Below are 17,825 nucleotides of genomic sequence, written 5' to 3' on the forward strand. Positions count from 1 at the left end.
TGGACCCTACAGCCGTGATTTCTGCGGCTGAAGGGGCGATTGATCACTCTCGGTTACGGAGATTCCCTCGTTATGTGGTCCACTCGGCGTTGACAGAGGTGTCAATGACGCCGGAGGGACGGAAGCGCAGCTCTGGCGCCAGAGGGGTGTTTCGAGTGGATGGCGTAGCCAACCACAGGAGTCTGGGAAGACTCTGGGAATGTGATGTAAATCACATGAGATCAATGGAACCTGGCGCGAACGGCAAAGGCCCGGCCGATCGGCCGGGCCCCGCAGATGTTCGATCTTGACTAATCGATCTTGACTAGGCGATCGCACCCGACCACACGTTGGCGGCGGCCTTGTAGACGCCGTAGGTCTCGCCGTCGAAGTAGGCCGAGACACTCGTGTCGATGCGCTTGTTGCCGTCGGTGTCGGACACCCCGCTGGTCAGGCCGTTCAGGTAGCCGAGGCGGCGGCTGCTCTTGTACTGCGAGAGCCACGCAGAGCCCAGCGACCCCTGGCCGGTGAACGACGACTTCACGCCGATCAGCTCCTCGGCCTTCACGGCCGACGCCTTGGCCTTGAAGGTCTTGCCGTAGCTCCACTTGAGCGTGTGGCCCGTGTAGGCGTGGTTGCCGTCGGGGTGGGAGCCGCTCGGGTAGCCGAAGACGTAGACGTTCTGGCCGACCTTCTGGTTGTAGGCCAGGCCCTGGCCGCCGACGTTGTCGCCGAGGCGGCCGGCGTCGGTGAAGCGGATGACGTAGTACTTGCCCTTGATCGGGCCGGGCGAGCGGATGGCCTTGCTGTAGGTCTCCCATTCGGCCTTGGAGACTTCCTTGGTGTTCTCCGACCGCATCCACTTGACGAAGTCGCTGCCCTTGGCGGGCAGGCCCGACGCCGGCGCCTTGAGGCCGTTGTAGACGGTGACGAACGCGTAGTTGCGGTCGCCGTCCTCGTAGACGTCGAAGTCGTAGTGGGTGTAGGCGGTCTTGCCGACGTAGATGCCCCAGGGGGTCTTGCCCTGGTAGTAGCCGGGCACGAAGACCCAGTAGTCGAGGGTGGCCTTGTTGGTCACCGTGTCGTAGACGCAGCTTCCGGCGGTGGCGACCAGGTTCTTGTACTTCGACTGCAGCGAGGTGGCGGTGCACCAGTGGGGCTTGCCGTCGCCGCCGCGGAAGAACACCTTGCCGGTGGTGCGGGGGAGGTTGACGTTCTTGGAGGAACCGCCCGACTTGGCCTCGTCGCCGATGGCGGGGACCGTTCCAGCCTTCCCGTCGGCCGAGGGGCCGCCGGTGGAGACGTGCTTGTTGACCTTGATGGTCGTCTCGGCGTTGTAGGGGGTCGAGCCGACCAGGTTGGCGTACCGGTTGGCGAACCAGTAGGCGACGACGTTCTTGGCCGCGAGCGACGTCTTGGCCAGGGAGTCGCTCGCCACGTCACCGGCCGCCGAGGCGGGCTGGGCGACGAGGGCGGAGGCCAGGAGGCCGGCTGCCACACCGGAGAGGGCGAGGGTGCGCTTCAAGGGTGCTCCATGCGTTGGTAAAGGGACCGTCAGGACGATATGCGGGATGTTCCGCGTGTCCAAAGCGACTTCACCGGGCCTTTGGGGCCGTTGTGCACGCATCGCCGCAGGTGAGCACTTGACTCACGGCAGTCGGATCTTGAAACGAATGTGACTCGAATCACATTTTTCGATGGCACCGAAATCCAGCTATGTACGTCTAATTCCTCCACGCATGAAAAAGGCCCGGCCAAGTGCGGCCGGGCCCTCTCCGTCCTAGGCGATCGAACCGGACCACAGGTTCGCCGCGTGCTTGTAGATGCCGTAGGTCTCGCCGTCGAAGTAGGGCGAGAGGCTGACGTCGATGCGGTCGTTGCCGTCGGTGTCGGAGACCGCGGCGGTGACGCCGTTCAGGTAGCCCTTGCGGCTGGTGTTGCTGTACTTGTACATCCAGGCCGAGCCCGACGAGCCCTCGCCGGTGAAGCTGCACTTGACGCCGAGCAGCTCCTCGCCCTTGACCGCCGAGGCGGAGGCCGGGAACGTGGTCCCGTAGCACCACTTCTGGGTCTGGCCCGTGTAGGCGTGGTTGCCGTCGGGGTGTGACCCGCTCGGGTAGCCGAAGACGTAGTCCTTCACGTTCCTCTTCTGGTTGTACGCGAAGCCCTGGCCGCCCACGTTGTCACCCAGCCGGCCCGCGTCGACGAACTTCCAGATGTAGTACTTCGAGCCGACCTTCTTCGTGTACTTGCTGACGATCCACGGGTAGGTGCCGTAGGAGCGGTACTTGTCCCACTCGCTCTTGGAGACCTTCTTCCAGTCGCCGTCGAGCGGGCCGCCGTCGTGCGGGGCCTTCAGGCCGTTGTAGACGGTGACGAAGGCGTAGTTGCGGTCGAAGTCCTCGTAGACGTCGAAGTCGTAGTGGGTGAAGGCCTGCTTGCCGACGTAGATGCCGTAGGGGGTCTTGCCCTGGTAGTAGGCCGGGACGAACACCCAGTACTTCAGCGTGGCGGCGTTCGACTCGACGTCGTAGACGCAGTGCCCGGCGGTGGCGACCAGGTTCTTGTACTTCGACTGGAGCGAGGTGGCGGTGCACCAGCGGGGGTTCTTGTCGGCGTCCAGGAAGAAGACCTTGCCGGTGGTGCGGGGCAGGTTGACGTTCTTGGACGAGGTGGAGCCCGCACCGCCGATCGGGGAGACGAGACCGGGCTTGCCGTCGGCGGACGGGCCGCCCTTCGACAGGTGCTTGGCGACGACCTTGGTCTCGACGTCGTAGGGGGTGGCGGCGTTCAGGTTGGCCTTCGACTGGCCGTACCAGAAGGCGACGACGTTCCAGGCGGCGATGCCGCTGCCGGCCAGCGGGTCGGACGCCTCGTCGGGAGCGGCGCTGGCCGCGGACGGGACGGCCAGGGCGGCGCCGAGAAGGCCGGCGGTGGCGCCCAGAAGCGCGAGGTGCTTCGCTCGGGATCGCATGGTGGTGCTCCTTCATCGCAGAGGGTGTGCTGTGATGAAGGTAGGTTTCTGCGCTTTATCCCTGCTTTATCCGCGGTTGCAAGGCGCTTGCTCAGTTCGTCGCCTGCTTGGCGGCCTGCTGGTAGACCCGCGCGGTCACCGCGTTGAAGTAGGGCGAGGACGCCGCGTCGAGCTTGCCGTCGGCGTTGATGTTCCACGTCAGGCTGGTCACGCCGTTGAGGAACCCGGTCTTCTTCGCCGGATCCCAGCCGAGCACCCACGGGCCGCCGCTCGCGCCCGCCGTGAAGGGGCACGGGTTCAGCAGGACGCCGTTCTCCAGGAGATAGGTGGGGGCCGCGGCGGCGGTGGCCCTGGTCGTGCCGGAACACGACCGGACGACCTGGCCGTCGAAGGGGCGGGTGCCGTCGGGATGGGCGCCGGCCGGGTAGCCGAACACCGACACCGGGCGGGAGCGGCCCTTGGTCGAGGCGAACTGGAAGGCGCCGACCTTGTCTTCAAGCCGGCCCCCCTGCACCCTCTGGTCGCCCTTCCAGGTGAAACCCCGGTAGACGGTCACGAAGGCGTAGTCGCGGTCGTAGTCGCCCGCGCCCGAGAAGTCCTCGTGGAGGTAGAGGGTGTGGCCGACGTAGACGCCGGCGTCGGTCGAGCCGCCCGCGTAGGAGGGGATGAAGACCCAGTTCTCCACGGGCTTGTTCTGGCCGAGCGACCAGCCGCAGTGGCCGGCCGTGGCGACCAGGTTGCGGTTCTTGGAGTGGACGACCGAGCCGGAGCACCAGTACTCCTTGTCGCCCAGCTTGAAGAAGACCTTGCCGACCATCGGCTGCTGGGAGGGCGCGACGGCGCCGGCCGCGCCCGTCGCCGCGGCGGCGCGGGAGAGCTCGGCCATCGAGGGGGCCTGCGGCGCCCCGGTGGACGGCTTGGAGGCCGGGACGTAGGTGCTGGCCTCCTTCAGCCGCGCGGGCGTCCAGTAGGCGGCGACCTTCTGCATGTCCGCGCCGGTCGCGGCGAGGGGGTAGGCCATCACGCCCTTGCCGAGGTGCCGCTCCGCCGGCGGCGCGGCCTCCTTGGCCGAGACCTCCATCAGGGGCGCCGTGGGCGGGGCCGCGACGGCGGGCGCCGACGTCGGCGTCCAGATCGAGAGGAGCGCGGCGGCACCCAGCGCGGCGGCGACGCCGCCTGCGGCAAGGGTGATCCGCCTGGTCATGGGGGCCTCTCGGGGGTCTCGTGACGGAGGTATCGATCGTAAGGGGTGATTTTTCCAGATCACCAGTGATCAGGCACAGGTTCTTGGCCTTCTCGTTATGAATCCGAGGGAACCGAACGGCCCTCTGGCCCGTCCGAGTAGATCGGGCCGAAGCTACGGCCCGTGTAAAGGAAAGTGCCCGGGAGACGATGAACGTCCCCCGGGCACCGGTTCTCGCGGCAGATGGTCACGCGGTCCAGCGGTTGGCCGCGACCTTGTAGACGTCGTAGGTCTCCCCGTTGAAGTAGGGCGAGGAGAGCCGGTCGTACCGGTCGTTGCCGTCGGTGTCCCAGGCGATGCTGTTGACGCCGTAGAGGTAGCCGGAACGGGTCTTGCTCTTGTAGTTCCAGATCAGCGGGCCGCCGCTGGCGCCGGCGGTCATGCCGCACTTGATGCCGACGTGCTCCTGGACGTTGTACTTCGGCGCGGCCGGCATGGCGGCGGTCTGGCCGTAGCACCACTTCATCGTCTTGCCGCTGAACGGACGGTCGCCGTCGGGGTGCGGGCCGGCCGGGTAGCCGAACGAGAAGACGTTGGTCTTGGTGCTGCGGTTCCAGGTGAAGCCCTGGCCGCCGACGTTGTCGCCGAGGCGGCCGACGGAGGTCTTGACGAGCTTGTACTTGCCGTCGACCTTCTCCCAGCTGGCCTTGTAGCCGGAGGCGACGTTGACGAACGCGTAGTCGTAGTCGTAGTCCTCCTTGACCACGAAGTCGTCGTGCGCCTGGTACCAGGTGGCCGGGTAGATGCCGTAGGGCGCCTTGCCGTTCCACGCCTGGGTGCCGTCCCAGTACGACGGGATGAACACCCAGTTGTCGTAGAACCGGTTGCTGGCCGGGTCGTACACGCAGTGGCCGGCGGTGGCCACGACGTTGCGGAACTTGCCCTGGATCGAGGTGCCGGAGCAGTACTTCCAGCTCTTGGGGTCGAGCGGGTTCTTGCCCGGCAGGGTGAAGAACACCCGGCCGACCGTGTTGGGCAGGTTGACCTGCTTGCTGGCGGGGGTGCCCGCCTTCTCGCCGCCGATCGGCGGGACCACACCGGCCTTGCCGTCGGGCTGGGGGGTGCTCGGACGGCCCGAGCCCTTGACCGCGTTGCCCAGCTCCTCGGTGCGGTCCTTCGCGGCGCGGAGCCGGTCGGGGGTCCAGAACTGCGCCGCGGCGGCGGCCGTGGTCGGGGCCGCCTTCTGGGTCACGTCGCTGGGGGCCGTGGCCGTGGCCGACGAGGCGGTGCCCACGACGCCGAACGCGACCAGCGCGCCGGCGACGGGGATGGAGAGACGTCGTGCTCGGGAGATCATCGAAGTCCTTTCCCTTGGGACGAATTGAGGGTGCGTCCCAAATACGTGGAAACAGCTCCGAACGTTAATGACGCGATCACGGGTAACGCCGCAGATATAACGAGAGGGCTGGGTCAATTGGCCTTACCGTTATTCATGCACTGCCGTTATGAATGGCGTCTTCGCAGGTGATCCCTGGTTTGCCATTTCGGTTTACGTATTATTCGCGGCGGGTCTCAGTCCCTTTTGTCACTCTCGTAACAGGGATAGAGTAATGTTCTGCCATGATCGCAGTCACGGCTTCGCAGACCGATCCGAACGACCCGCTGAAGGGTCTGACCGTGGGCGAGCGGCCCGAGCCCGCCGTCCCCGACGGCTGGACGACGGTGACCGTCAGGGCCGCATCGCTCAACCACCACGACCTGTTCACCCTGCGCGGGATCGGCATCGGTCCCGACCGGCTGCCGATGACGCTCGGCACGGACGCGGCCGGGGTCGACGAGGCGGGCAACGAGGTGATCGTCCACTCGGTCATCGGAACGCCGGTCAACGGCGACGAGACCCTCGACCCGCGCCGGACGCTGCTCTCCGAGCTGCACCAGGGCACCTTCGCGGAGAAGGTGGTGGTGCCCACGCGGAACCTGGTGCCCAAGCCCGCGGCCCTGTCGTTCGAGCACGCCGCCTGCCTGCCGACGGCCTGGCTGACCGCCTACCGGATGTTGTTCGAGAAGTCCGGTCTTGAACCGGGATCGACGGTGCTGGTCCAGGGCGCGGGCGGGGGCGTGTCGACCGCGTTGATCACGCTGGGCCGGGCGGCCGGCTATCGCGTCTGGGCGACGAGCCGATCGGCGGCCAAGCGGGAGAAGGCCCTGGAACTGGGCGCGGACCAGGCGTTCGAGACCGGCGGGCGGCTGCCCGAGCGGGTGGACGCCGTGATGGAGAGCGTGGGGGAGGCGACCTGGGACCACTCGATCTCGTCGCTGCGGCCCGGCGGCCGGGTGGTGATCTGCGGCGCGACCAGCGGAATGGTCGCCCCCACCAAGCTGGCCCAGGTCTTCTTCCTGCAGAAGCAGATCATCGGCTCGACCATGGGCACCCGCGACCAGCTGGCCAGACTCGCGGTCTTCCTGGAGCAGACGGGCATCCGCCCGCTGGTCGACCGTGTGCTCCCGCTGACCGAGGCCCGCGAGGGCGTGGCGGCCATGGCCGGGGGCGAGGTGTTCGGGAAGATCGTCTTCACTCTCTAGGGCGGCCGGCCGACTCCCCGTGGCCGGGCGGTTCGGGCGCGGCCGGTCGGCGCCGGCCGCGGGGAGGTCCGGGGACGGCGGGCGGGGCCGGCCGGGCGGAGCCGTAACGGAAGCAGAGAAGCGACCATGAACGGCGCGACCGGCCGCACACGACGCACAGGTGAGCGCCACCCATCGTGATCAGCCGTCGGGGTCGAGGATCGACCGCAGGCGGGTGGCCGTGTCGTCGAGGACCGCCTTGCAGGCCGCCAGGTCGTCGTCGCCGATCCGGGTGTCGGCCGCCTCGGACCGGACGGCGGCCACGAAGTCGGCCAGATACTGACCGAGTTCCGCGTCGTTGGCCGTGGCCCGCTCGTCGTCGGTGGTGCCGTTGGCGGGCGTCGGGAAGCCCGTCATGGCCCACGTGTCGGTCCAGATGCGCTGCCATTCGACCTTCCAGCGCTCCGACTCGGCCTTCCACTGCTGCTTCTGGCGCGACCATTCGGCCTTCTGCCGGTCGCGCTGGCGCTTCCACTCGTCGCGGGTGTCGCGGGCGGAGCCGGTCGTCTCCTGGTTGATGGTGCGGGCCATCGTGGTCAGCTCGTGGCGCAGGGAGCGGACGGTCTGGCGCACGTCTTCCTTGACCTCACGGGCGATGTCCTGGACCGAGGCGGTGATCTCGCGTTCCAGGTCGGCGAGCTCGTCGAGGCGGGCGTTCAGCTCGGCGCGGCCCTTGTCGGTGAGGGTGAAGACCTTCTTGCCGTCGACGACCTCGTGGGTGACCAGGCCCTCCTCCTCCAGCCGCGCCAGGCGCGGGTAGATCGTGCCGGGCGAGGGGGAGTAGACGCCGAGGAAACGGTCCTGGAGCAGGCGGATGACCTCGTAGCCGTGGCGGGGGCTCTCCTCCAGCAGCTTGAGCAGGTAGAGCCGGAGCCTGCCGTGGCCGAAGACGGGACTCATTCTGATTCCTTACTGAGCAGGGTCACGCCGCCCGAGACGGTGGTCGCGCTGAGGGTGGCCATGCCACCGCCGAGGCGGCCGGTGAGTGTCTTGGTGCCGGGGTGGCCGTTGTACGTGAGACCCGGGAAGGCGGACTCCAGATTGCCCGACATCGAGCGGAAGGTCACGTCGCTGTCGGTGGCGCGCGGAAGCCGCACCCAGATCGAGCCCGAGACCGTGTTGAGGGTCACGTGGCCGGTCGGGCCGAGGGTCAGGTCGGCGGTGATGCCGCCGCTGACGGTGTTGCCGCGCAGACGCCTGGGCACCCCGTCGGCGACGGTCAGCTCGCCCGAGACGCTGGTGAACGCGAGGTCGCCGGCGAGGGCGCGGCTCTCGACCGACCCCGAGACGGTCTCGGCGTGGACGTCGCCGCTCACGCCGTCGAGGATGATGTCGCCCGTCACGCTGCGGACCCGGGTCTGACCCTCGAAGCCGGCGATCACCGCCCCCGCGGAGATCACCCCCGCCTCGACCCGGCAGGTCTTCGGGACCGTCAGGGTGATCACGCAGCTGCGCCCGCCCCCCGAGCGCAACCAGCCGAGCACGCCCTCCCAGGTGAGGTCGCCGTAGGTGACGGTGAGCCGGCCGGCCTCCTGCTCGACGACGAGGGGGACGCTGCCGATCTCGCTGATCTCCAGGCCGGGCGGGCCGTCGCTGGCCAGCACCGCCAGGTGGCCGGCCACGATGCGCACGCTCAACCGGTCGACCGGATCGAACGTGAGCTGGTCGGGTTTGTCGATGGTCCATCTCGGCATGACGCCGCCCCTTCCACGAACTGCCTACAAACACGATATGTCGCGTTCGTGGAAAGTCAAGATGTATCGCGTTCTAGTCCTCGTCGTCGTCGAGCCGGGCCAGCCAGGTCGCCAGGCGCTCGACCGGGGTCTCGAACTCGGGGTTGAGGTCGACGAACTCGCGCAGCCGCTCGGCCAGCCAGACCATCTGCACCTCCTCCTCGCCCCGGCGCTCGACCAGTTCCTCGATGCCCCTGTCGGTGAAGTACATGAAAGCTCCCGGAAACGGCGAGAGGCCCCCCGCAGTGGAGGGCCTCCCGCTGGGTGTGACGTGTCTAACCGAAGATCTCGGTGATGATGGCGTGGAGTTCGTTGTCGTGGGTGCTGTGGGAACCGGCGGCCGGCGAGGAGTTCGCCGCCCGCGAGACCCGCCGCAGCCGCCGGCCGTTGAGCACCTCGGGCCGCTCGGTCATCTTCAGCGCCAGGTAGGGCCACGGGCCCATGTTGACCGGTTCGTCCTGCGCCCACACGAGCTCGACGTCGTCGGCGTAGCGGGCCAGCTCGGCCTTCAGCGGCTGCTCGGGGAACGGGAAGAGCCGCTCCATCCGGACGACCGCCGTGTCGGTGTGGCCCCCCTTGTCGCGTGCGGCGGCCAGATCGTAGTAGATCTTGCCGGAGCACAGGACGACCTTCCGGACGCCAGCGGGGTCGACCGTGGTGTCACCGAGCACCGGCTGGAAGGTGCCGGAGGTGAACTCCGCGGTCGCCGACGCCGCCGCCTTGTGGCGCAGCAGCGACTTGGGCGTGAACACGACCAGCGGCTTGCGCCGGTCGGACAGCGCCTGCCAGCGCAGCAGGTGGAAGTAGTTCGCCGGGGTCGTCGGCTGGGCCACGGTCATGTTGTCGAGCGCGCAGATCTGCAGGAAGCGCTCGATGCGGGCCGAGGAGTGGTCGGGACCCTGACCCTCGTAGCCGTGCGGCAGCAGCAGCACGACCGACGACCGCTGGCCCCACTTCTGCTCACCGGACGAGATGAACTCGTCGATGATCGACTGGGCGCCGTTGACGAAGTCGCCGAACTGCGCCTCCCACATGACCAGCGCCTCGGGCCGGACCACGCTGTAGCCGTATTCGAAGCCCAGCGCCGCGAACTCGCTCAGCAGCGAGTCGTAGACGTAGAACTTCGTGACGCCCTCGTTGAACGTCTTCAGCGGGGTGTGGTCTTCGCCGGTGACCCGGTCGACCAGCACCGCGTGGCGCTGGCCGAAGGTGCCGCGCCGCGAGTCCTGGCCCGCCAGGCGGACGGGGTGGCCGTCGAGCAGGAGCGAGCCGAACGCCAGCGTCTCGCCGGTCGCCCAGTCGATCGCGTCCTCCTCGATCATCGCGCCGCGCCGCTGGAGCACCGGGTTGAGCCTCGGGTGGACGGTGAAGCCCTCTGGCAGCGTGAGCTGCGTGTCGATGACCCGCTTGACGGTCTCCTCGGAGATGGCCGTCTTGGTGTCGTCGTGGCTCCACACGATCAGCTCGTCGGTGGGCGGCTTGACGACCGCGCCCTCTTCGAGCGGCTTCTTGGCGGCCTCGCGGGTCTCGGTGAAGGCCCGCTCCAGCTGCTCCTGGTAGTCGCGCAGCGCCTGCTCGGCCTCTTCGACCGTGATGTCGCCGCGGCCGATCAGGGCCTCGGTGTAGAGCTTGCGGGTGGAGCGCTTGGCGTCGATCAGGTCGTACATGAGCGGCTGGGTGAAGCTCGGGTTGTCGGCCTCGTTGTGGCCGCGGCGCCGGTAGCAGATCATGTCGATCACGACGTCCTTGCGGAACGCCTGGCGGTATTCGTAGGCCAGCTTGCCGACCCGGACGACCGCCTCGGGGTCGTCGCCGTTCACGTGGAAGATCGGCGCCTGGATCATGCGCGCGACGTCGGTGGCGTAGACCGACGAACGCGAGGCCTCCGGGCTGGTGGTGAAGCCGACCTGGTTGTTGACCACGATGTGGACGGTGCCGCCGGTGCGGTAGCCGCGCAGCTGCGACAGGTGCAGCGTCTCGGCCACCACGCCCTGGCCCGCGAAGGCCGCGTCGCCGTGGATCAGCACCGGCAGGACGGTGAAGCCCTCGGGGCCCATCTCCAGCAGGTCCTGCTTGGCGCGCACGACGCCTTCGAGGACGGGGTCGACCGCTTCCAGGTGGGACGGGTTGGCGACGACCGACGCCTTGATCCGCTTGCCCGACGGCGACACGAAGTCGCCGTTGGCGCCCAGGTGGTATTTCACGTCGCCCGAGCCGTGGGCGCTGCGCGGGTCGAGGTTGCCCTCGAACTCGCCGAACACCTGGGCGTAGGACTTGCCGACGATGTTGGCCAGCACGTTGAGACGGCCGCGGTGGGCCATGCCGATGACGACCTCGTCGAGCTGCTCGTCGGCCGCCGCGGCGATCACCGAGTCGAGCAGCGGGATCAGCGACTCGCCGCCTTCGAGCGAGAAGCGCTTCTGGCCGACGTACTTCGTCTGCAGGAAGGTCTCGAACGCCTCGGCGGTGTTGAGCCGCGCCAGGACGTGGAGCTGCTCGTCGCGGTCGGGCTTGGCGTGGGGCTTCTCGACCCGCGCCTGGATCCAGGCCCGCTCTTCGGGGTTCTGGATGTGCATGTACTCGATGCCGACGGTGCGGCAGTAGGAGTCGCGCAGCACGCCGAGGACCTCGCGCAGCGTCATCAGCGCCCGGCCGCCGAAACCACCGGTCGGGAACTCGCGCTCCAGGTCCCACAGGGTGAGGCCGTGCTTGGTGATGTCGAGGTCGGGGTGCTTGCGCTGGCGGTATTCCAGCGGGTCGGTGTCGGCCATCAGGTGGCCGCGCACGCGGTAGGCGTGGATCAGCTCGATGACGCGGGCCGACTTGGCGACGTCGTCGTCGTGGGAGGCCGAAACGTCGGCGGTCCAGCGGACCGGCTCGTAGGGGATCCGCAGCGACTCGAAGATGTCGTCGTAGAAGTCGTCGGCGCCCAGCAGCAGCTGGTGGATGCGCCGCAGGAAATCACCCGACTGCGCACCCTGGATGATGCGGTGGTCGTAGGTGCTGGTGAGCGTCATCACCTTGCTGATGGCCAGCCGCGAGAGCGTCTCGGCCGAGGCGCCCTGGTATTCGGCCGGGTATTCCATCGCGCCGACGCCGATGATCGTGCCCTGGCCGGGCATCAGGCGCGGCACCGAGTGGACCGTGCCGATGGTGCCGGGGTTGGTCAGCGAGATCGTGGTGCCCTGGAAGTCGTCGACGCCGAGCTTGCCGGAGCGCGCCTTGCGGACGATCTCTTCGTAGGCCATCCAGAAGTGCTGGAAGTCGAGCGTCTCAGCAGCCTTGATCGACGGCACCAGCAATTGGCGCGTTCCGTCGCTCTTCTGGACGTCGATCGCCAGCCCCAGCCCGACGTGCTCGGGCCGGACGAGAGCCGGCTTGCCGTCGATCTCGCCGTAGGCGTAGTTCATCTCCGGCATGGCCTCAAGAGCCCGCACGATGGCGTAGCCGATGAGGTGGGTGAAGGAGATCTTGCCACCGCGCCCGCGGGAGAGGTGGTTGTTGATCACGATCCGGTTGTCGATCAGCAGCTTGGCCGGAACGGCCCGCACGCTCGTCGCGGTCGGGATCGCCAGCGACGCCTCCATGTTGAGGGCGGTGCGGGCGGCGGCGCCGCGCAGCTTCTCCTCGACCGCGCCGACGGGCGGCTTCGGCGCCTCGGTCTTGGCGGCGGCCGGCTTCTCGGGAGCCTTGGCAGGAGGTGCCTTCTTCGGCTCCGCCTTCGGCTGCGGGGGAGCGGCGGGTGCGGCGGGTGCGGGAGCGGCGGCCTGCGTCGCGTCGCCCGGCGGGGCGACCTTGCCCTGCCCGTTGTAATCCGCGAAGAAGTGCCACCAGGCCTTGTCAACCGACTCGGGGTCCTGAAGGTACTTTTGGTAAAGCTCGTCGACAAGCCATTCGTTCTGTCCGAAGCTTGCCAGCGGGTCTGTCCGCGACGACTCAGACGACACGGCGGAAATCGCCCTCTTCCGCAGATCGGCGTTGATGTAAAGGAACCTGTCCAAGGCTACTCGTCCAGCCAGGTGACGAGAGCCGTCCGGCGCGTGGCTCCCGCTTATGCTCCCAGGACTGTCCGAACTGGTCACGCACGGGTAGCCCCCCAGGATGGTAGAGGCACCCTCACCGGCTGGTCAGGGCGAGGTCCCCTTTTCGTCATATTGGTCGTAATTCTAACCGATTGTGCGTGTTGAAGTTCGGACCTCAGGGCTGATCACCTGCAGCAACGTGACCAGTTCGGCGCCGGCCGAGGCCAGTTCCTCCATGGTCATCGGGGCCAGGCGTTCGAGGATGAAAATCGCGTCGACCGTGTCTTCGGTGATCCGGGTGCGCACGCCCTGGCGCCAGTTCCAGCGGCGGCAGGTCACTCCCGCGTCGTCGCGCCACACGACCTCGCCCGGGGCCGGGTCGCCCAGCACCTCGTCGGCCTTCTCGTCGCCCGCGGCCCGGACCAGCCGCGCGGGACCCTCGTAGCGGCGCAGGTCCTCGCCGCCGATGGGGAGTGTGTGGCGTACCGAGATGGAGTTGTAGGCGTCGACGACCAGGTTGATCTCGGGCAGCGGCATGCGGCGGATCAGGGCGTCGACCGAGGGGCGGGTGCGCTGGGGCTTGGCGCCGAAGGCGCGGTAGGCCTCGCGCCAGGCCTCGATCTTCGGGTGGTCGAGCGGCGCGGCCTCGGCCGACGCCTCGGCCAGCCACTTGCGCGACCGGTCGTCGGAGGGGCCGTTCACGAAGCCGACGGCCTCGACCAGGAGCACGGCGAAGTCGGGCCGGAGGGCGCGGACCGCCTCGTCGATGTGGATGTCGTTCAGCACGGAAGAAGACTAGGGGCCCGTGGCTCCCCCGGAAGAGCCACGGGCCCGGGGTGGCTAGGCGCAGGCCTTGCCGTTCAGGAGGAACAGGTCCGGCACCGGGTTGGCGCCCGGGGCGCCGACGCCGTTGAAGCCGAAGGTGATCGACGAGCCGGGGTGGATCTTCTTGTTGTGGGACAGGTTCTTCGCGGTCAGGGTCGCGCCCGACTGCGTGTAGTCGGCGTTCCAGCCGTGGTCGAGCTTCTGCCCGCCCAGGAACGACCACTTCAGGTTCCAGCCGTCGATCGCGGTGGCGCCGGTGTTCTTGATCGTCACCTGGGTCGAGAAGCCGCTCGGCCACGAGCCGTGGACCTGGTAGGTCACGTCACACGAGCCGGGGGTGGTCACCGAGCCGTCGCCCTGGTCGGCGATGAAGGCCGAGATCCACGACAGCGGGGCGTTCCAGTTGATCGTCAGCTCGTTGGTCGCCCACGACTCGATGTGGTCGATGTAGCAGAACTGGGGCTTGCAGCCCTGGAGGTTGGCCTGCGCGATCGGGTCCTGGATGGCCGAGTTCGGGCCGCCCGCCAGGGTGCCCCTGGGCGGGTTGGGCAGGTCGGGGTTGAGCTGGTTGGCGTACCAGCGGGAGTGCTGGTTGTGCGAGTTGACCTCGCCGTAGCCCGTCACGTACGAGATGTTCAGGGCGTTGCGGCCGAGGATGTAGTCGATGCCCTCCAGCACGCCGTCGAGGTACTTCTTCTGGCCGGAGATGTCGTACGCCGCCGCCATCACGACCATGTTGTTCAGGACCAGGTTGTTGGAGCCCCAGTCGAAGTCGGGCGGGTTGTAGGGCAGGCCGTACGGGTGCGCGTCCAGCGTGGCGAGGTACTTGTCGGCGCCCTCCAGGACCGAGGCGCGGACCTCCGCCCGGCCGGGCAGGTTGTTGGGCACCGTCGCGAGGTCGAGGCGGCCGAGCTGGGCCGTCGAGCCCCAGTCGAAGCCGCGCTCACGCCAGACGTCGGCCGTGTGCAGCGGCGAGTTCAGCACGGCGTCCCGGAAGGCCGCCTCGCCGGTGGTGATGTAGAGCTCGGCGGCGGCCCAGTAGAACTCGTCGGTCACGTTGTCGTCGTTGTAGGCGCCGCCGCCCACGCCGTCGTTGGGGGAGGCGTAGATCGCCGGGTTGGCCTTGGCGGCCGTCCAGGCCTTGCGGGCGGCGGCCAGGTTCTTGGCCGCGAACGCCGCGTCGTAGGGCGCGAACAGGCGGGCGGCCTGGGCGGCGGTGGCGGCGAGGTTCAGCGTGGCGGCCGTGGAGACCGGGTGGAGCTCACGGGGCTGCGGGTCGAGGTGCGGCATCAGCGGCAGGCCGGTCCACGCGGCGTCGTGGATCTTGTGGTGGGCCATGCCGTCGGGGCGCTGCATCTTGAGCAGGAACTCCTGCTCCCAGCGGGCCTCGTCGAGGATGTCGGGAACGGCGTCGCCGCTCTCCGGGATCGCCAGCGAGCCGATGGCCTTGGCGGTGGCGGCGTTCTTGGTGCGCTCGAACTCGCTCATCAGCTGCCAGGCGGAGACGCCGCCGTTGACGACGTACTTGCCGTGGTCGCCGGCGTCGTACCAGCCGCCCGAGACGTCGAGGGAGTAGTCGCACACGCCGGGCTGGCAGGGGACGTTCGTGTCGCCCTGGTTGGGCGCGACGCCGACGTGCCCGGCCGGGCGGCCGTAGCCGGGGCGCAGCGCGTCGTCGATCGCGATGCCGCTGCGCTGGGTGTAGTAGAACTTCAGCGCGTCCAGCTTGAGCTGGGCGTAGGCGCTCGCGGAGATGTCGAAGGGCCGGCTGGTGTCGCCGTCGGCGGTCAGGGTGTAGCCCTCGCCGGCGGTCGTGTACGAGCCGAAGTCGATGCTGTGCACGTTCTGGCCGGAGCTTCCGTCGACGCCGCGCGGGGTCGTCGAGCCGTTCGCCACGACCGTGCCGCCCTCGTTCTTGAGCTGCCAGGCGACGGCCTCGGTCGCGTCGGTCACGACGGTCGCGTTCTTGGGGCCGTCGGGCAGGTAGGCCACCTGGTTGACGCGCACCCGGGGGCCGGTGTCGGGCTCGTAGACCTCGGGCTCGGCGCCGCCGCGCAGCGACACGTCGTCGAGGCAGAAGCGCCACGGGGTCGCGCTGCCGCCGAGCTGGAAGGCGATCTGCGCGTTCGGCAGGCTGGTGGGCGCGGTGAAGGTGAACTCGTAGGAGTTGCCCGACACGCTCAGCTCGGGGTTGGCCGCGAAGAACTGCGTCCAGGGGTCGACCGGGAGCTGGATCAGCGCCCGGCCCACACGCGAGGGCGTGGCCGAGGCGAAGAAGCGGTAGGCGTAGGTCTCACCGGCGACCAGCGGGATGCCGTCGAGGCCGATGATCGCGTCCCACGGGTTGGTGGTCGAGCCGGGGATGTCAGCGCACAGGCGGCCGTCCTCCAGTTCGACGGTGACGTTGCCGGTGTTCCACCAGGGCGCGGTGGAGGTCTCGAACGTCCCGTTGGGGATCTGCTCGGGGCCCTCGTCGGCGTACGCGGTGGTCACCGGTAACAGGAACAGGGCCGCCGCGGCGAGCACGGCGGTGAGGCGGGAGGGTCGCGTCAAAATGCACCTCGTCAGGTATGGGAGCGCTCCCATGGCTCAGGTCCACCCGATGTTTCCAACGGGTTTCACCGAGGGTCAAGAATCGCAGGTCGGCGCAGGTGGGCGACCTGCCGTGGGTCCGGAATGTCCGATGAAAATTTCAGCCACTAGAATTATGTTCGGTACGTCGGCCACAATCGACCCGTGAGAAGACCAACCGAACCGGCCAGTCCGACGCAGCACGCCGCCTGGCTGGCCGGCCGCCTCCCCGAGGTCGAACGTGTGCGCCCCGGCCTCTGGTCGATCCCCGTGCCGCTGCCGAACACGCCGCTGCGCTACGTGCTCGTCTACGCCCTCGAACTGCCCGGCGGCGTGGCGCTGATCGACGCGGGGTGGGACACCGAGGAGGCGTACACGGCCCTGACCGCGGGACTGAAGACGGCGGGCTACGAGATCACCGACGTCAAGGCGGTCCTGGTCACCCACATGCACCCCGACCACTACGGCCTGGCCGGCCGGGTCAGGGAGGACTCCGGCGCCTGGATCGGCCTGCACCCCGCCGACGCCCGGCTGCTGCGCGGCCGGTACGAGGACACCGAGGACCTGTCGAAGCGGGAACTCGCGCTGCTGCTCCGCAGCGGGATCCCGGAGGAGCGGGCCCGCGAGCTGGCGGGCTCCTCGATGGCGATCCGCCGGTTCGTCTCGGCCGGCGCCCCCGACCGGCTCATCGAGGACGGCACGCGGCTCGACCTCCCCGGCTGGGACCTGACCGCGATCTGGACGCCGGGCCACTCGCCCGGCCACCTGTGCTTCGCCGGCGACGGGCTGCTGTTCTCGGGCGACCACGTGCTCGCGAAGATCACCCCGATGGTCGCCTTCCACCCGCAGTCGGCGCCCAACCCGCTCGCCGACTACCTCGACGCCCTGCGCGCGGTGGGCCGTCTCGACGTCGAGGAGGTGCTGCCCGCCCACGAGTACCGCTTCCCCGACCTGCCCGGCCGCGTCGACTACGTGATCTCCCACCACCACGACCGGCTGGCCGAGATCGAACGGGTGGTCGCCGCCGAGCCGGGCCTGACGTGCTGGCAGATCGCGACCCGGCTGACCTGGTCGCGGCCGTGGGAGTCGATCCAGGGGTTCCAGCTCCGGGCCGCCAACAACGAGACGCTGGCCCACCTGATCTACCTGGAGGGGAAAGGCCGGCTACGCGAGGAACATAACCTATATTACAAGTAGGGAATAAGTGCTACATTCGTGCTCATGAGCCTGGAGTATCCCGGCGACGTCTTCTGGTACGACCTCCCCGACGACGAGGCCGAAGAATACGAGGAGGACGTCTGATGGGCAGCATCGTGACCCTGGTCGGCAACCCGCGCGGCGGATCGCGCACGTTGACCGTCGCCGTCGCCGCCGCCGAGGCGGCCCTCGGCTCGACCGGCGACGTGGTCGACCTCGCGGGCCTGGCCCCCCACCTGTTCGCGCCCCAGCCCGTCGCGGCCGTCGAGGTGGCGCTCGACCTCGTCAAGGACGCCGACGTGCTGGTGGTGGCGAGCCCGACGTACAAGGGGACCTACACCGGGCTCCTCAAGGCCTTCCTCGACCGCCTGCCGCCCCGGGCGCTGGCCGGGAAGCACGCGCTGCCGCTCCTGGTGATGGGCGGCGCCCAGCACGCCCTGGCGGTGGAGGTGCACTTCCGGCCGCTGCTGGTCGAGCTGGGCGCGATCGTGCCCACGCCGGGGCTGGCGGTGCTGGAGAGCCAGCTCGCCGATCTGGACGCCGTGCTCAAGCCGTGGGCCGGGCAGCTCGCGGGCCAGCTCCCCGCCCGGGTCTAGGTGTACTCGGTCATGGACTTGGTGACAGTCGGCTGATGGGTGGTTGGCCGCCGAGGGCTGAGTGTGGGCGTGTGGTGTTGTAGTGCTCCAGCCAGGGGCCGAGGGCTTGGGTTCGGTGCTGGT

At 68.8% G+C, this 17,825-nt stretch carries 14 protein-coding genes; 3 read left to right on the plus strand and 11 right to left on the minus strand.

The annotated features are described in order from the left end of the window. Positions 1–304: 304 nt before the first annotated feature. The 4 genes from GT755_RS37885 to GT755_RS37900 form a co-directional block, all read right to left on the minus strand. Positions 305–1,504 (minus strand): trypsin-like serine peptidase, encoded by a 1,200-nt coding sequence (locus GT755_RS37885; RefSeq protein WP_161484368.1) that lies wholly within the window; start codon positions 1,502–1,504, stop codon positions 305–307. Between the two features lie 255 nt (positions 1,505–1,759). Further along, a complete protein-coding gene (locus GT755_RS37890) occupies positions 1,760–2,953 on the minus strand; it encodes a trypsin-like serine peptidase (protein WP_161484369.1) in 1,194 nt (397 codons plus the stop codon). Between the two features lie 91 nt (positions 2,954–3,044). Continuing rightward, complete coding sequence (locus GT755_RS37895) at positions 3,045–4,157, minus strand: trypsin-like serine peptidase (RefSeq protein WP_161484370.1); 1,113 nt, start codon at positions 4,155–4,157, stop codon at positions 3,045–3,047. Between the two features lie 226 nt (positions 4,158–4,383). Beyond that, the gene (locus GT755_RS37900) at positions 4,384–5,493 is read right to left on the minus strand and encodes a trypsin-like serine peptidase (RefSeq protein ID WP_161484371.1); all 1,110 of its coding nucleotides are present in this window, start codon (positions 5,491–5,493) and stop codon (positions 4,384–4,386) included. Between the two features lie 263 nt (positions 5,494–5,756). On the opposite strand from GT755_RS37900, the gene GT755_RS37905 reads away from it, so the two are divergent. Then, entirely contained in the window at positions 5,757–6,719 is a 963-nt protein-coding gene (locus GT755_RS37905) for a zinc-binding dehydrogenase (RefSeq protein ID WP_161484372.1), read from the plus strand. 180 nt (positions 6,720–6,899) lie between these two features. Here GT755_RS37905 and GT755_RS37910 read toward each other — a convergent pair whose 3' ends face one another. From GT755_RS37910 to GT755_RS37930, 6 genes are all read right to left on the minus strand, one after another. After that, on the minus strand, positions 6,900–7,658 hold the full coding sequence (locus GT755_RS37910) for a PadR family transcriptional regulator (RefSeq protein WP_161484373.1): 759 nt from the start codon (positions 7,656–7,658) through the stop codon (positions 6,900–6,902). Beyond that, complete coding sequence (locus GT755_RS37915; protein ID WP_161484374.1) at positions 7,655–8,452, minus strand: DUF4097 family beta strand repeat-containing protein; 798 nt, start codon at positions 8,450–8,452, stop codon at positions 7,655–7,657. The genes GT755_RS37910 and GT755_RS37915 overlap by 4 nt, the downstream gene beginning before the upstream one ends. Positions 8,453–8,525: 73 nt before the next feature. Beyond that, positions 8,526–8,702 carry a DUF6104 family protein gene (locus GT755_RS39020; protein ID WP_170990908.1) on the minus strand — a complete coding sequence of 59 codons (177 nt, stop codon included), beginning with the start codon at positions 8,700–8,702 and terminating at the stop codon, positions 8,526–8,528. 64 nt (positions 8,703–8,766) lie between these two features. After that, positions 8,767–12,438, minus strand: coding sequence for a multifunctional oxoglutarate decarboxylase/oxoglutarate dehydrogenase thiamine pyrophosphate-binding subunit/dihydrolipoyllysine-residue succinyltransferase subunit (locus tag GT755_RS37920; protein WP_161484382.1), 3,672 nt, complete (start codon positions 12,436–12,438; stop codon positions 8,767–8,769). Positions 12,439–12,657: 219 nt separating this feature from the next. Then, entirely contained in the window at positions 12,658–13,299 is a 642-nt protein-coding gene (locus GT755_RS37925; RefSeq protein ID WP_161484375.1) for a B3/B4 domain-containing protein, read from the minus strand. A gap of 54 nt (positions 13,300–13,353) precedes the next feature. Beyond that, the gene (locus GT755_RS37930) at positions 13,354–15,891 is read right to left on the minus strand and encodes a glycoside hydrolase family 9 protein (protein WP_235968265.1); all 2,538 of its coding nucleotides are present in this window, start codon (positions 15,889–15,891) and stop codon (positions 13,354–13,356) included. A 183-nt stretch (positions 15,892–16,074) separates the two neighbouring features. On the opposite strand from GT755_RS37930, the gene GT755_RS37935 reads away from it, so the two are divergent. Both GT755_RS37935 and GT755_RS37940 read left to right on the plus strand, forming a co-directional pair. Then, positions 16,075–17,106, plus strand: a complete 1,032-nt coding sequence (locus GT755_RS37935) for an MBL fold metallo-hydrolase (RefSeq protein ID WP_161484377.1) — start codon at positions 16,075–16,077, stop codon at positions 17,104–17,106. A 104-nt stretch (positions 17,107–17,210) separates the two neighbouring features. Continuing rightward, positions 17,211–17,702, plus strand: coding sequence for an NADPH-dependent FMN reductase (locus tag GT755_RS37940; RefSeq protein WP_161484378.1), 492 nt, complete (start codon positions 17,211–17,213; stop codon positions 17,700–17,702). 10 nt (positions 17,703–17,712) lie between these two features. On the opposite strand, the gene GT755_RS37945 is transcribed toward GT755_RS37940, so the two are convergent. After that, positions 17,713–17,825 (minus strand): integrase core domain-containing protein (locus GT755_RS37945; RefSeq protein ID WP_161482693.1); only part of this gene is annotated, 113 nt, incomplete at its 5' end.

This window comes from Herbidospora solisilvae (assembly GCF_009901565.1).
Classification (GTDB): domain Bacteria; phylum Actinomycetota; class Actinomycetes; order Streptosporangiales; family Streptosporangiaceae; genus Herbidospora; species Herbidospora solisilvae.

Coding starts and splice junctions, on each gene's coding strand:
- GT755_RS37890 (WP_161484369.1), bottom strand. CDS start 2,953: ATGCGATCCCGAGCGAAGCACCTCGCGCTTCTGGGCGCCACCGCCGGC.
- GT755_RS37895 (WP_161484370.1), bottom strand. CDS start 4,157: ATGACCAGGCGGATCACCCTTGCCGCAGGCGGCGTCGCCGCCGCGCTG.
- GT755_RS37900 (WP_161484371.1), bottom strand. CDS start 5,493: ATGATCTCCCGAGCACGACGTCTCTCCATCCCCGTCGCCGGCGCGCTG.
- GT755_RS37905 (WP_161484372.1), top strand. CDS start 5,757: ATGATCGCAGTCACGGCTTCGCAGACCGATCCGAACGACCCGCTGAAG.
- GT755_RS37910 (WP_161484373.1), bottom strand. CDS start 7,658: ATGAGTCCCGTCTTCGGCCACGGCAGGCTCCGGCTCTACCTGCTCAAG.
- GT755_RS37915 (WP_161484374.1), bottom strand. CDS start 8,452: ATGCCGAGATGGACCATCGACAAACCCGACCAGCTCACGTTCGATCCG.
- GT755_RS39020 (WP_170990908.1), bottom strand. CDS start 8,702: ATGTACTTCACCGACAGGGGCATCGAGGAACTGGTCGAGCGCCGGGGC.
- GT755_RS37940 (WP_161484378.1), top strand. CDS start 17,211: ATGGGCAGCATCGTGACCCTGGTCGGCAACCCGCGCGGCGGATCGCGC.